Below are 13,597 nucleotides of genomic sequence, written 5' to 3' on the forward strand. Positions count from 1 at the left end.
CGAGACTCTAGAGATTTCGCCCAGGGCTGTCCGTCCAACGGGTCCAGCTGATTCTCCGGGTCCCCTGCTGCAGCAGCAGCCGACCATCCATCCCGATCCCGCGGATTTTCCAGGTTTCTCCCGTTCCGGGGTCAGCGACCGATTCAGCCCAGAGACATTGCTCAGCCCGATGGACCACCCCCCGGGGCTCCGAGGCCAGCTCACGGGCACGATCGAGGGCACGCAGCACGGACCCCTGCCAGACTCTCAGCCTGCACCGCCCCGGTGAGAGAAGCTGCCGCAGAGACACCGCTCCGGCAGGCACCGGATTGTTCACGTTCAGGCCAACGCCGATCCTGGCCAGACGGACCCGGCGACCTCGGAAAACCAGGCTCGGAAGCACACCGGCCAGCTTTCGCGACTCGACGACCAGATCGTTGGGCCACTTGATCGACACCCTCAGACCACTGGACTCAAGCTGCTCCGCAAGGGCCAGGGCCACGGTGAGACCGAACAGACCTGTCGAGCAGTCCTGCTGGGGCCAGGGCAGTGCTGCACTCAGCCAGACGCCACCAACTGGTGCCATCCAGCGACGTCCGTACTGGCCTTGACTGCGAATCTGATGATCAGCCAGAACAGCCCTTGGATGAACGCCGCACCAGGGCTGCTGACTCAACCACTGCGACAGCTCGGTCTCGGTGCTGGCACAGACGCCCACGCGTCTCAGCCACCAGAACTGATCTCCATGACGGCGCAGATCATGCATCAGGCGACCGCGGCCGGCATGAGCGGACCTCAACGACGCCTCTCCCACCAGGGATGTATTCGCCTGACAGCGTTCTCCAGCTCCTCGACCGGACGCACAAGAGCCAGCCGCAACCAACCACGCCCGGCATCACCGAAACCGGAACCCGGTGTCAGCGCCACGCCGCAATGCTCGAGAAGCTCTGCTGCTAGCTGTTCATCGCTCCAGCCCCTGGCGCTTGCCCATTCCGGAATGGGCATCCAGAGGTAGAGAGCCATCGAGGGCTTCGGCACGATCCAGCCGAGATCCAACAGAGCCTGGCGCATGCGATCGCGACGCTGCCGGTAAACCGGCAGCAGACGCGATGGCCAGTCAGCGTGTTGATCCAATGCCACCACGGCACCCCGCTGAAGTGCCCGGCACTGGTTGAAATCAACCACACCTTTGAGCTGGCGCAGCGCCTGAATCAACGGCGCCGCCCCCACCGCGAATGCGAGCCGAAACCCGCCGAGGCACCAGCCCTTCGACAGGGAGAAAAACTCAATACCCCGCTCTCTCCAGTGACCACAGCGCAGCAGAGAGGGGGCCTCCCCTTCAAGCGCCAGATCCACGTAGGGATTGTCGTGCGCCAGCACCAGATCGTGCTGGATGGAGCGCTGCATGGCCTGATCCAGCCAGGTCTGATCGCCTGTGCAGGCGGTGGGGTTGTGAGGAAAACCGAGCACCATCAGCCGAATCTGCCGCCACTGCTCCGCGGAGAGTGCGTCGAAGTCGGGAGCCCAGCCCCGTTCAGCTGTTAGAGGGAGGGTATGAATATCGGCATCAGCGAGTTGAAGCCCTCCCCGGTGAGAGGGGTAGGACGGATCGAGAATCAGGGCTGAATCGCCGGGATCAAGAACCGCAAGCGGCAGATGGGCCGTGCCCTCCTGAGATCCAACCAGCATCAGCACCTCGGTTTCCGCGTCAACACAGACCCCGAAGCGCTGCTCACACCAGGCTGCGGCAGCTTCCCTGAACGATTGGGTTCCCGCATGCAGGCAGTAGGACGCGCTGGACGGATCCCGCAGAACCGAGGCCATGGCCTCGATCGCATCCGCCGGTGGAGCAAGATCGGTTGAACCCAGCGAGAGATCGATCAACGCCTGATCGCTGTGTTGAACGCTGTCGACATAGGCCGCTTTGCGTCGATCATTGCGATCGAACACTCCGCTGCCGAGCTTTGAGAGGCGATCGGATGTGATCATCCCGGCAAGGCTTCAGTGGAGTGCAAACCGGCGTTTGCCGGAACCGGGTCAGATCTTGTCAATAGACCGGCGGAGCTCCTCGAGATCGTTGTCGACCTCGGACACGTTCACTGGCTGGACATCCTCCTCCTTGCCCTGATCAGCCGCCGGAAGTGCAACGGCTTCGGGCCCACCGGCCAGCTGCTGCCGCAGCGCTGCAAGATCGTCATCCACATCATTCCCACCTTCAAGAGCAGCGAACTGGCTTTCCAGATCGGATCCTGCCAGTTCCGCCGCGGCCTGACTGCTGGCCTCCATCGCCTGCACCTTGTCCTCCATGCGCTCGAAAGCAGCCATGGCGGAATTGCTGCCCATGTTCCCCACAGCACTCTGAAGCTGCTGCTGAGCCTTGGCCGCCTGAGCCCTGGCCTTGAGCATGTCCTTCTTGGTGCGGGCTTCGGCGATCTTGCCTTCTAGGGCCACAAGGCTCTTCTTGAGAGTTTCGACCTGAGCGTCCTGTCCCTGCACCTGCTTGGCCAGGGATGCGGAGGTCTCCTGGAAGGTCTTTCTGCGGGTGAGGGCCTCTCGAGCCAGGTCCTCCTCGTTCTTCTTGAGAGCCAGTTCGGCTCGCTCATACCAGGTGCGTGCCTGGGCTTCCGCCTGATCAGCCTGGTTGCGGAGACGCTTCTGGCTGGCGATCGCCATCGCGACGGCCTGGCGGAGCTTCACCAGATCCTCCTGCATGTCCGCCACGGACTGATCGAGGATCTTCACAGGGTCCTCGGCCTTGCTCACGAGGTCGTTGACGTTGGCGCGCAGCAGTCGGCTGAGCCGGTCGAAGAAACCCATGGATCGGGGCGAGCAGCAGCCTGAGGGTAGCGAGCAAATCAACAGCGCCTGCCTAAGGTCGAGCAAAAGTCGGCAGTTGGCATGGGTCGGGCCCTGAAATCGCAGCGCCGCCGATTCGGGAAGGGTGAACTGCTCATGCCGCCCGAACCGGCACCGGTTCAGCCGATCAGCGGATGTCTGGAGACTCTCAAGAGCAACTGGAGGCGTGAAGGCTCCATGGCAGCGCTCTGGCAGGACTGGCCGAAACTGGCTGGCGATGCTCTGTCAAGCCACTGCCAGCCACTGACCCTGCGCAGTGGCACGCTGACCGTGGGAGCCAGCCATCCCCAGTGGCGCCAGGCCCTGCTCTACAGCAAACCGCAGCTGCTTGCCGCCATCCGTGCGGCAGGCCATCCGGTTCGCGATCTGCGTATCCGGCAACACCACCCTGCTCCGCGTCAGCAATCCGGAGATCCGCTTGAGGAATGGAAGCGTCACCCCAGCCGGATCGACGTGCACGGAACAGCCTCATGCCCTCGCTGTGGAACGCCCTCTCCCATGGGTGAAATGGCGCAATGGGGGCATTGCAGCTTCTGTCGCCGCGTCGAACTGAGCGAACAGTCAGAACCGGCTGCTCGCGATCAGTAGCGCTCAGGCCTTGGTTTTCGCCAGGTGAGATCGACTCCTTCATCGCGCAGATCAGCCGCACGCTGCTCCAGTCGGGATCGATCCAGGCGCCACAACTCATAGATCCCTGCATCCGCAAGCTTCAACGGACTGAGACCCTGCCAGTGCTGCTTGGACGCTGTTCCACGGTTGATGACCACAAGCACTGAGGGCGAGGCGTCAGCCTCAGTGCGGGGCAATCCCTGAAACCCTCGTCGCCGCTCATGACTGAGACGATCAGCGAGGTTGGCGAGCGCTGCTCTCGATTCACCTTCGTAGACCACCACCTGCCCGGTGTAGAAGTGCAGTGATGGCTTGAGCACTCCGATCATCGCCAGGGGTTCTCCAGCGCGTCTCTGTTCCACAACCTGCTTCGCGATCTGCCGCACAGGCAGTTGGCGGACCCGATCCCCCAGCTGGATCATCGGGACAAGAGCAATGAGCTGAAACAACACCATCGGCCCCTGCCAGGCCAGCAGTCGACCGGGGACAGCCCCCCACAAACTCCAGATGCCCAGCAGCACAGCAACGGTGAAACAGACAGCAGCTCTGATGACCAGGCCGCTGGCCAGAAGTTCAGTGGGAAGGGTCGGCATCTCCGGGTCCTGAATCAGGGGGATCCAGAGAGGGGAAGCGAACAGGCCTGCAGCCAGGATCAGGGTGCACAGCGCGGTGCAGATCCAGGCGGTCAGAAGACCCTGGCGCTGGCGAAGCGACGCTGGGCGGGCAGCTGAGGCGATCAACAGTGCCGCAGCCGGTGTGGCTGGCAACCAGTAGCTGGGCAACTTGGTTGCAGCAGCTGTGAACAGCAGAAACACCGCCAGCAACCAGCAGCCCGCGAAATGGCTCAGGCTGTCCGCTGAGGGAGTGCGCTGCAGAGAGGCTGCACCGGCGAAGGCGGCAACCACCCTGCCCAGGCCTAACAGCAGCAGTGGGGTGAAGGGGAATGACGCCACCACCAGAACAGGAACAAAGAACCACCAGGGCTGCAGATGGTCATTGACCACGCTCGTGAGGCGCTGAAGATTGTGATAGCCGAAGAAGCTGTCCCAGAAGGGCTGACCCTCGACGAGCAGCTCGGCCGCATACCAGGGCAGGCTGATCAGGGCAGTGATGAGCAGTCCCTGAAGAGGCCGCAGTGAAACCCAAAGACCTGACAGATCCCGCCGCATCAAGGCGAACAGGATCAGGGTGATGCCCGTGAGCACAACAGCCACAGGTCCTTTGGTCAGCACCGCAAAGGCCAGAACGATCCAGGCGAGCCACCAGCGTCGACCCGATCCACTGGCGTAGCAACGCCACTGGCACAGCAGGCTGAGGGCGAGCGTGCCGCTGAGCAGTGCATCGCTCACTGCAGTCCTGCTCCAGATCAGCACCAGTGGAGACAGTGCGAAGGCAAGCGCTGCGGTGACGGCCGTCCGACGGGGATGCGCATCACCACGAAAACCATGACGCAGCAGCGTGTCACCAAGAACGAGCATGGTGACGACTGAAGCCAGTGCGGAGGGCAGGCGCGCCGCCCAGGTACCGAGCGGATCCCAGAATTCCCCGGCAGGCAGGGCATAGCCCAGGCCCATCAGCCAGTACACCAGCGGTGGCTTGTCGAAACGGGGCAGTCCGTTGACCCGCGGTGTCAGCCAGTCACCGGTTACCGCCATGGCACGGCCGGACGCCGCGAACAGAGGCGGCGTTTCATCAACCAGTCCGGTGTTGCCGAGCTGCCAGCAGAAAATCGCCACTGCCAGCACAAGGATGATCAGCATTCCACGCCGGCGCTGCCGAGCGGTGGGAAGAGCCGGAGCTGATGGATCCGCTGTCATCAGGTGATGGTGCCATCCGCCGGTTTCAGACCCTTCCGGATCCAGGCCTCGACACGAGCTGCCAATCCTTCCTGACTTGCACAGCGTTCCACCCAATGGCGGCAGGCGTGACGGTCGATCGATGACACACTCAGAGTTGCCTCCGCAAGAGCATCACGATCATCAGGGGGGACCAGCCAGCCGGTTTCGCCGCTCTGGATGATCTCTCCCGGTCCTCCACGGTCGTAGGCGATCACCGGGACGCCACAGGCGAGGGCCTCCACCACAACATTGCCGTAGGCCTCATTCCACTTCGGAGTGTTGAGCAATGCCCTGCAGCGACCAAGCTCTCGCTGCAGCTCGCTGGTGGGCTTGAAGCCACACCACTCGATTGTTCCTGCGGGAACAGCACTCTCGACTCGCCTGGCGTAGGCGTCGTCCTCGACGAAACCCCAGACCCTCAGCGTCTCGCCCAGACCGGCGGCAACCGATGCCGCATCCTCCAGTCCCTTCTCAGGTGCCACCCGACCGGCCCAGCCCAGGGGACCATCCGTGCTGAGCTGCAGGTCATAACGGGAGAGATCGAAACCGTTCCCCACCACCTCAGGGGGTTCCACGAGATCGAAGTCATCCGCCTGACGATGGGTGTGAAACGCGAGGCGACGCTGATCCCAGCGCGCCAGATCAGCCACAGCACTGTCCATCACAGCGGAAACGGATCCCATGCTCACCAGATGAAAGATTCTGGGCTCGACATGGGGGGTGAGCCACAACGGGAGCCAGTCGTACCCGAAATTGACCAATGCATCGCCATCACCGACCAGCTCCAGCGCACGATCCCAGAGACGGGGCAGCACGGCGTTGCAGGGAATCCGCATCGAGGCATTCCGCTCAGCGTGTTGCCAACTCGGCTGATCAACACCGGGGACCGTGTGGAGGGTCACCCTCGCGTCCTGAACCGGCGAGCAGGAACCTTCAGGAGCAACCAGATGCAGGCGGTGACCGCGCTGCACCAGGCCCTTCACCAGCGAAGCCAGTGTGAGTTCCACCCCACCGCCCCTGCCGCTGCCGAGCTGTCCGACGGGGGTGCTCACCAGCACCAGGGTCAGAGGACGAGCACTCATGTGTTCAGATCTCCGGAGGGGGTGACGGAACCCGAGAGCCAGGGCTCCCAGAGTCGCTGCCGCTGACTCACCAGCAACACCGACATCAGCACCAGCAAGACCGCCAGCCATTGCAGGGTGTCGAGTCGCTCACCCAGCAGCACGCCTCCCGAAGCGAGCGCAAACACCGGTGTGAGGAAACCGAGTGTGCTGAAGCCGGTGAGATCCTCCCGGTTGGCGAACCAAAAAAAGAGCGAATACGCGAGAGCGCTCCCAAGCAGGGAGGCGTAGGCCATCTGAAACCAGTCAAGGGTGGTCCAGGGCGGAATCAAAGCCGTGCTGGCATCAAGACCATGCCAGACGAGCAGAGGCAGTCCCCCCAGCACCATGTGCCAGCCGGTGACCGCAACGGGATCACTGTTCTTGCAGACAAAGCGACACAACACGGTGCCGAGTGCCATCGCCAGCGCCGCCAGCAGCATCCAGCCCGTGCCCTCCTGCCAACCCGCCTGCAGCTCGGAGACATCGGCCTGCAACCACCAGTGCTGCAGGAGAGGGGCCGGCACTCCCAGACAGACAATCCCGGCAAGTCCGACCACAAGACCGATCCAGCCGATCGGGTTGATCGATTCCGAGAACAGCCAGCGTGCCAGCAGAGCCACGATCAGCGGCTGCGAATCGATCAGGACGGAACCCAGACCGGCACCCGTGCCCTGCAACCCCTTGGCCAGAAAAAACTGAAAGAGAACCGCATCCACCAAAGTGAACAGCAGAAACCAGCCGCGATCCGCCGAATCAATGCTCAGCGGTCTGCCCAGCCAGGGAACGGCGACGAGAAGCACAATCCCGGCCGGCAGCAGGCGCAGACAGGCCACCAGCGGAGCCCCGCCCGACTGCACCAGAGGGGCCATCGCCGCCATGGCCGTTCCCCACAAAGCGAAGGGCAGCACCATCAGCAGCCAGCGCTGCAATGTCGTCATCGAAGTAGGCCGACAGGGTCCTTTTTAAGATCCGGCGAGTTGAACAGAGGATCATGGGGTGGCTTTGGCGCCGCAAGTCCAAACGCCGCATGGCGCGCATCGTGATTGAGGGTGCGATCAGCGGCTCGACACGACGCCGGGTGCTGAAGGCTCTGCGCGAGGTGCAGGAACGTGAGTTCCCTGCTCTCCTGCTGCGCATCGACAGTCCGGGGGGCACCGTCGGCGACAGCCAGGAAATTCATGCAGCTTTGCTGCGCCTGCGCGAGAAGGGCTGCAAGGTGGTGGCCAGTTTCGGGAACATTTCCGCATCCGGAGGGGTCTACGTCGGAGTTGCCGCCGATTCGATCGTTTCCAATCCCGGCACGATCACTGGTTCGATCGGTGTGATCCTGCGCGGCAACAACCTGTCCGAACTGCTGGCGAAGGTCGGTGTCCGCTTCGAGACCGTCAAGAGCGGCGCTTACAAGGACATCCTTTCTCCCGACAGAGCACTGAGTCCGGAGGAACGCGAGCTCCTTCAGAGCCTGATCGACAGCAGTTATGACCAGTTCGTCGGCGTTGTGGCCGAAGGCCGTGGGCTGGACAGGGAAACGGTCCGCACCTTCGCCGATGGCCGCGTGTTCAGCGGAGCGCAAGCAAAGGATCTTGGGCTGGTGGATGAGTTGGGAGATGAGGAACAGGCCCGGCTGGTGGCTGCCCGTCTGGCGGATCTTGATGAGGAGCGCTGCCGACCGCTGACCCTCGGCAAACCGCGTAAACGCCTGTTGCAGAATCTTCCCGGATCAAGCCTTCTGCTACGACTCAATCAGTTGCTGACCACTGAACTTGAGCTGAGCGGCCAGCCCCTCTGGATGTACAGACCATGACGGCCCCTCGGTTGCTGCGAGGCCTGCGCGGCGCCACAACCTGCGCTGAGAACAGCGCAAAGGCCATCAGCGAGGCCGTCGCCGAGCTGGTGGACGCACTGATGGAACAGAATGCTCTGAATCCTGATCAGCTGGTCTCCGTGACGTTTTCGGTGACCGCCGATCTGGACGCAGGCTTTCCTGCCGCGACGGCGCGCCACCGATCAGGATGGGAGGAGGTGGCTCTGCTGGATGTCCAGCAGATGGCGGTTCAGGGGGATTTGGCGCGTTGCATCCGACTGCTGGCCCATGCGTGGCTCGCTCCGGATCGACCGCTTCATCACCCCTATCTGAGAGGGGCGTCGCAACTGCGACCAGACCGATCTAGTCATAACTGACAGATCAGCGGCCGACCCCCGAAGCACCTGCATTCGGAAGATTCTCACGACAATTCATTTACGACTACCGGCATCACCGCCGACAGCTCCCCAATCAAAATGAAACGACGTTTCCCGCTCTCCTCAAGAAGCAGCATTGGTCTGTCAGCTCTGATCGGCTGCGGAGTCCTCAGCGGGGCCGCTCTGCTTCCCGGCATTAACCCCCCAGCCGTCGCGCAGAACACCCCTGCACTGCTGGAATTCAGATGGGATTCAGACAACGATGGCTACAGAAAGCTTTATTACGTACAAAGCAGTTCGCGCAGACGTGACCGCTCTGAGTACTACTTCATGCTGCGCAAAAAAGATCGCAAGACAGCGATTCTCAAGCTCAGCATTACCGTTCCCAATTATTTCAACACGCGAATTCGCCCCGAAGCCCTCTCCCTCTGCAAGATGAGCATGGGCGGGATGCTGTCAAGGAGCAAATGCAAGGAAGTACTTCCCGCGGTATTTGAAGTCAACGAGAAACAAACCGCCATCGAGGTCTTCCCTGACACTCCAATCCCTACCGGAGGCACATACGCGGTGGTGATGAATGTCTTCAATCCAAGCGATCCTGGGATGTTCCAGTTCAATGCTTTGGCGCAAGCCCCCGGTGATGTTCCGGTGTCCGGCTACATCGGTAGCTGGCTCGTGGATATCGACTGACCCCAACTGATAAAATCGATTTTTGATGACGGGCCGGGCGCCGCAAAAATCCCATGACGAAACGAACTCTCGGTGGCACCAGCCGTAAGCGCAGACGCGTCTCCGGCTTCAGAGTGAGGATGCGTACCCACACCGGACGTCGCGTGATCCGCAGCCGCCGCAAACGCGGAAGGTCACGCCTTTCAGTCTGAGATCTCCCGTATTGCTGCGATGGTCCTGCCGGCCTCGATGCGCCTGCGGGGCCATCGCTGTTTTGATCATCTGCATCGGCGAGGCCAGCGCTTCCATGGCACCTTGATGGTGCTGCGCAGGGTTTCAGCCAGGCATTCCCTCTTGAAACACTCGGTTGCTGCACCGATATCTGACCGCTTGACAACAACGTGCAGGGTGGCTGTGGTGATCAGCAGCAAGGTCAGCAAACGTGCTGTGGTCAGAAACCGCCTGAGACGTCGGCTGCACGATCATCTGCGCGCAAGATTCGAACACGCTCCAGAACACGCCAACATCTGGCTTCTGGTCAGTTTGAAGCCCGGAGCAGTCGCGGAGGAACACGACTTGCTGGAAGAATGCGACAGATTGCTTATAGAGGCGGGCCTGAAGCCATGAACAGCTCCATTCAGGAAGACACCTTCTACGAAGGGGGGCCTGCGAAAGGTGACCTCATCTTCAACATCCTGCTGGGCTTCACCCTGATTGCCCTGCCGTTCACCGTGGGAGCCATCGTTCGGGCCCTGTGGTTGCGCTTCCGGATCACCAGCCGTCGTGTTTCCGTGAGCGGCGGCTGGATGGGCAAAGACCGCAGTCAGGTGGTCTACAGCCAGATTCGTGAGGTGAGGAGCGTACCCCGCGGTTTCGGCGCATGGGGCGACATGGTGCTCGTGCTCACCGATGGATCACGTCTTGAGCTGCGTTCAATGCCGCGTTTCCGGGAGGTGGAGGCCTACATCGAGGAGCGCATAAAGAGCAGATCTGAATCCAAGGCCTCCAGCAGTGACAACACGCCGAGCAAAGGCTTCGCGGCCTAATCCCATGCCCAGACGCAACGGCATCGATGCTGTTGCACACTGGCATCACCCTTCACCGCCAATCGGAACGCCATCGTGATCGGTTACATCTCCGACAATCTGCTGCTGCCGATCCTCGATTTCTTCTACGGATTGGTCCCTAGCTACGGGCTCGCGATCGTGGCTCTCACGGTGGTGATCCGCCTGGCTCTGTTCCCTCTGAGCGCAGGCTCCATCCGCAGCGCCCGACGCATGCGAATCGCTCAGCCGGTGATGCAGAAGCGGCAGGCTGAGATCAAGTCACGTTTCGCCAGCAACCCCCAGAAACAACAGGAAGAGCTGGGCAAGTTGATGAAGGAGTTCGGCAGCCCTCTGGCCGGATGCCTGCCTCTGCTGGTGCAGATGCCGATTCTTTTTGCATTGTTCGCCACCCTGCGGGGGTCACCGTTCGCTGATGTGCCCTACACCCTCAATCTGAAAGTGCTTCCCGCTGAGCAGATTGCGGCGGTGGAACCCAAGCCTTTCACAAGCGCCAGTCATTCGATCTTCATCACCGAGACCGATCACGTTCCGGTGATCGCAAGCCTGCCCGGCGGCACCAAGATCGGCACCGGCGAAAGCGTACAGATCCAGCTTCAGACCAAGAGCGGTGATGCCTTCAGTGATGTTGTTGATGGCGTCGAAAACGGTCAGTCCTTCCTGCCGGCATGGACAGTCACCAAAGGTGAGTCGATAGTCTCGGTCTCCGATGACGGGCAGATCACCGCGCTGGCTCCCGGTGATGCGACGGTTGAAGGCAAGATCCCCGGCCTGGCAGCTCGCAGTGGCTTCTTGTTCATCAAGGCACTTGGTCAGGTTGGCTTCTATACCGACGGTTCGGTCAACTGGGACATCGCCATCCTTGTGGGTTCCTTTGGCCTGAGTCTGTTCATCTCCCAGCTGCTGTCAGGCATGGGCATGCCTGCCAATCCGCAGCAGTCAACCGCCAACAAGATCACCCCGGTGATGATCACGGGAATGTTCCTGTTCTTCCCACTCCCGGCTGGTGTTCTGCTCTACATGGTGATCGCCAACATTTTCCAGGCTCTGCAGACCTTCCTGCTCACCCGGGAGGCATTGCCTGACAATCTTCAGGCCATCCTGGACGACCAGCTCAAACAGCAACCTGCGACCGCCACCGCGGGAGGACCTCAGGGGGGTCGCCTGCCTTTCGAGCCAAAGGGCGGCAACAAATGATCCCCGGCCTTGAGCCTGTACCGCTCAGGGAGCTACAAGCTCTGGGAACCTCCAAAGTCTGGACAGTGGATGGTCAACTCGATGAGATGCCCAGCCTCACACCCGTTCGCGGGACGCTGAAGGCTGAACATCTCGGCAACCTTCTGGAGGTTGAAGGATCGGTTCAGACCATCGTCTGCCTCCGCTGCGACCGATGCCTCGGTCGTTTCAATCAGCAGCTGAATGCCGACTCCAGGGAGCTGATCTGGCTTGGGGATGAACCCAGCGATGACCATCTTTCCGAAGCGGGGCTCGACCCGACTTCACCCGATGGACTGATGGAGTGCCTGAACCCACGCGGTGACTTCGAACCGGAACGCTGGGTCTTCGAACAGCTCAGTCTTCAGATGTCGGTTGTGAATCGCTGTGGAGAGCACTGTCCGGGCCTGCCGCAACAGGCTTCGAATCCAACCGCAGAGACCAACGTGGACAAGGCACCTGATCCGCGCTGGCAGGCCCTGAAGGATCTTCAGACGTCGATGCAACGCAACGGGAAGCACCATGACTGACAACTGGATTGCACAACTGGATCTGTTGATCCGATCAGGAACACCGTTGATCTGGATCCGCAGCCACGAGGAGGAACGCGTGGAAACGCTGCTGCGCCAGACCTCGGAACGACTGCCTGATCGCACACTGACCTGCTGGGATTTTGTTGGAGGTCTGAGCGGCGCACTGGGCCAGGAACAACTGGGAGCCCGGCAGCCGATGGCGGTGCTGCAGTGGCTGCAGGAGCGATCTCCCTCCAGTCCGACTCTTCTGCTGCTCAAGGATGTTCACCGTTTCTGCGAGGACCCTGGGATCGCGCGCATGTTGCGGAACCTCGCCAGCCAGCTGAGAACCACCCCCCACACGCTGATCGTGACCTGTGGTGAGTGGTCGCCTCCCGCCGACCTGGACGAGGCTCTGACACTCATGGATCTGCCCCTTCCCCAGGAGCAGGAGCTGCGAACCCTGCTCGCCAACATCGCCAGGGCAAGCGGTCGTGCCCTTGAAGCCGACGTGCTCGAGGAACTCACCCACGCATGCTGCGGACTCAGTGAGGCGAGGGTGAGGCACGTGGCCGCAAAAGCACTGGCTCAGCGTGGAGCGCTCAGCCGCGACGATCTCGTGGATGTGCTTGAGGAGAAGCGTCTTTCCCTGGCCCGAAGCGAAGTGCTTGAGTTCTGCCCCACGGATGCAACACCGGGTGACATCGGTGGCCTCGAAACGCTCAAGCACTGGCTGGATCAACGGCACAGAGCCTTCAACGACGATGCACGCCGCTTCGGCTTGCCTCTGCCCCGCGGGGTGCTGCTTGTCGGTCCCCAGGGCACCGGCAAATCACTCACCGCCAGGGCCATCGCCCACAGCTGGTCGATGCCGCTGCTTCGACTGGATGTGGGGCGCCTGTTCTCCGGACTCGTGGGAGCCAGTGAAGCCCGCACCCGGGACATGATTCAGCGGGCGGAGGCCATGGCACCCTGCGTTCTCTGGATCGATGAAATCGACAAGGGATTCGGCAATGACAGCCGCAGCGACGGCGGCACCAGCCAGCGCGTTCTGGCCACGGTGCTCACCTGGATGGCGGAGAAACGATCCGCTGTGTTTGTGGTGGCGACCGCGAACGGAGTGGAGCGCCTGCCGCCTGAACTGCTGCGCAAGGGACGCTTCGATGAAATCTTCCTGCTGGATCTCCCGTCGAGGGATGAACGACTGAGCATCCTCAGCCTGCATCTGCAGCGGCGGCGCCCGGGCCTCAATCTGCCGCTGTCAACCGTTGTTGATCGCACCGATGGGTATTCCGGTGCAGAACTGGAGCAGGTGGTGATTGAAGCGATGCACCTTGCTTTCGCCGAAATCCGCGAACTCACGGAAAGTGATCTGATCCTCGCCGCTTCTCAGCTTGTACCCCTTTCGCGGACGGCGAGGGAGCAGATGGAGGGTCTCAAGCAATGGGCCAGTGCCGGACGCGCAAGGCCCGCTTCATTGCGAGCCGTAACGAACCCTGACGCGGCGTAACAATCCTCCCCCTTAGCCAGAGACGAACTCATCAGGACTCCGTAGGTTCCAGAGACGTCCG

Annotated in this window: 16 protein-coding genes; 10 read left to right on the forward strand and 6 right to left on the reverse strand. The window is 61.7% G+C overall.

Annotated elements, in window-relative coordinates; translation table 11 throughout:
- Positions 1 to 7 precede the first annotated feature (7 nt).
- From SIB56_RS07960 to SIB56_RS07970, 3 genes are read right to left on the reverse strand one after another with little or no spacing between them, the layout of a single operon-like run.
- Complete coding sequence (locus SIB56_RS07960) at positions 8 to 778, reverse strand: biotin--[acetyl-CoA-carboxylase] ligase (RefSeq protein ID WP_413323439.1); 771 nt, start codon at positions 776 to 778, stop codon at positions 8 to 10.
- Positions 775 to 1,968 carry an aminotransferase class I/II-fold pyridoxal phosphate-dependent enzyme gene (locus SIB56_RS07965; protein ID WP_413323440.1) on the reverse strand — a complete coding sequence of 398 codons (1,194 nt, stop codon included), beginning with the start codon at positions 1,966 to 1,968 and terminating at the stop codon, positions 775 to 777. Before SIB56_RS07965 ends, SIB56_RS07960 begins: the two co-directional genes overlap by 4 nt.
- 48 nt (positions 1,969 to 2,016) lie before the next feature.
- Positions 2,017 to 2,796 (reverse strand): PspA/IM30 family protein, encoded by a 780-nt coding sequence (locus SIB56_RS07970; RefSeq protein WP_413323441.1) that lies wholly within the window; start codon positions 2,794 to 2,796, stop codon positions 2,017 to 2,019.
- Between the two features lie 81 nt (positions 2,797 to 2,877).
- Here SIB56_RS07970 and SIB56_RS07975 point away from each other — a divergent pair, with 81 nt between their 5' ends.
- The gene (locus tag SIB56_RS07975; protein WP_413323442.1) at positions 2,878 to 3,423 is read left to right on the forward strand and encodes a DUF721 domain-containing protein; all 546 of its coding nucleotides are present in this window, start codon (positions 2,878 to 2,880) and stop codon (positions 3,421 to 3,423) included.
- Here the strand turns inward: SIB56_RS07975 and SIB56_RS07980 are convergent.
- From SIB56_RS07980 to SIB56_RS07990, 3 genes are read right to left on the reverse strand one after another with little or no spacing between them, the layout of a single operon-like run.
- Positions 3,417 to 5,261 carry an ArnT family glycosyltransferase gene (locus SIB56_RS07980; RefSeq protein WP_413323443.1) on the reverse strand — a complete coding sequence of 615 codons (1,845 nt, stop codon included), beginning with the start codon at positions 5,259 to 5,261 and terminating at the stop codon, positions 3,417 to 3,419. The two genes, SIB56_RS07975 and SIB56_RS07980, sit on opposite strands and share 7 nt — an antisense overlap.
- Positions 5,261 to 6,364: a glycosyltransferase family 4 protein gene (locus SIB56_RS07985; protein WP_413327230.1), complete on the reverse strand. Its 1,104-nt coding sequence runs from the start codon at positions 6,362 to 6,364 to the stop codon at positions 5,261 to 5,263. Before SIB56_RS07985 ends, SIB56_RS07980 begins: the two co-directional genes overlap by 1 nt.
- Positions 6,361 to 7,323: a DMT family transporter gene (locus SIB56_RS07990; protein ID WP_413323444.1), complete on the reverse strand. Its 963-nt coding sequence runs from the start codon at positions 7,321 to 7,323 to the stop codon at positions 6,361 to 6,363. The genes SIB56_RS07985 and SIB56_RS07990 overlap by 4 nt, the downstream gene beginning before the upstream one ends.
- 53 nt (positions 7,324 to 7,376) lie before the next feature.
- On the opposite strand from SIB56_RS07990, the gene sppA reads away from it, so the two are divergent.
- The 9 genes from sppA (at position 7,377) to SIB56_RS08035 (ending at position 13,536) form a co-directional block, all read left to right on the forward strand.
- Positions 7,377 to 8,189 (forward strand): signal peptide peptidase SppA, encoded by an 813-nt coding sequence (gene sppA, locus SIB56_RS07995; RefSeq protein WP_413323445.1) that lies wholly within the window; start codon positions 7,377 to 7,379, stop codon positions 8,187 to 8,189.
- Complete coding sequence (gene aroH, locus SIB56_RS08000; RefSeq protein WP_413323446.1) at positions 8,186 to 8,566, forward strand: chorismate mutase; 381 nt, start codon at positions 8,186 to 8,188, stop codon at positions 8,564 to 8,566. The genes sppA and aroH overlap by 4 nt, the downstream gene beginning before the upstream one ends.
- A 99-nt stretch (positions 8,567 to 8,665) precedes the next feature.
- Entirely contained in the window at positions 8,666 to 9,256 is a 591-nt protein-coding gene (locus tag SIB56_RS08005) for a DUF2808 domain-containing protein (RefSeq protein ID WP_413323447.1), read from the forward strand.
- Positions 9,257 to 9,309: 53 nt separating this feature from the next.
- On the forward strand, positions 9,310 to 9,447 hold the full coding sequence (gene rpmH, locus SIB56_RS08010; RefSeq protein ID WP_074159280.1) for a 50S ribosomal protein L34: 138 nt from the start codon (positions 9,310 to 9,312) through the stop codon (positions 9,445 to 9,447).
- A gap of 19 nt (positions 9,448 to 9,466) precedes the next feature.
- Entirely contained in the window at positions 9,467 to 9,862 is a 396-nt protein-coding gene (gene rnpA, locus SIB56_RS08015; RefSeq protein WP_413323448.1) for a ribonuclease P protein component, read from the forward strand.
- On the forward strand, positions 9,859 to 10,281 hold the full coding sequence (locus SIB56_RS08020; protein WP_413323449.1) for a PH domain-containing protein: 423 nt from the start codon (positions 9,859 to 9,861) through the stop codon (positions 10,279 to 10,281). Before rnpA ends, SIB56_RS08020 begins: the two co-directional genes overlap by 4 nt.
- 75 nt (positions 10,282 to 10,356) lie before the next feature.
- Positions 10,357 to 11,496, forward strand: a complete 1,140-nt coding sequence (gene yidC, locus SIB56_RS08025) for a membrane protein insertase YidC (RefSeq protein WP_413323450.1) — start codon at positions 10,357 to 10,359, stop codon at positions 11,494 to 11,496.
- Positions 11,493 to 12,044, forward strand: coding sequence for a YceD family protein (locus SIB56_RS08030; RefSeq protein ID WP_413323451.1), 552 nt, complete (start codon positions 11,493 to 11,495; stop codon positions 12,042 to 12,044). The genes yidC and SIB56_RS08030 overlap by 4 nt, the downstream gene beginning before the upstream one ends.
- A complete protein-coding gene (locus SIB56_RS08035; protein ID WP_413323452.1) occupies positions 12,037 to 13,536 on the forward strand; it encodes an AAA family ATPase in 1,500 nt (499 codons plus the stop codon). The genes SIB56_RS08030 and SIB56_RS08035 overlap by 8 nt, the downstream gene beginning before the upstream one ends.
- Positions 13,537 to 13,597: the final 61 nt, after the last annotated feature.

The sequence above is a fragment of the Synechococcus sp. MIT S9503 genome (assembly GCF_047304175.1).
GTDB lineage: Bacteria > Cyanobacteriota > Cyanobacteriia > PCC-6307 > Cyanobiaceae > Synechococcus_C.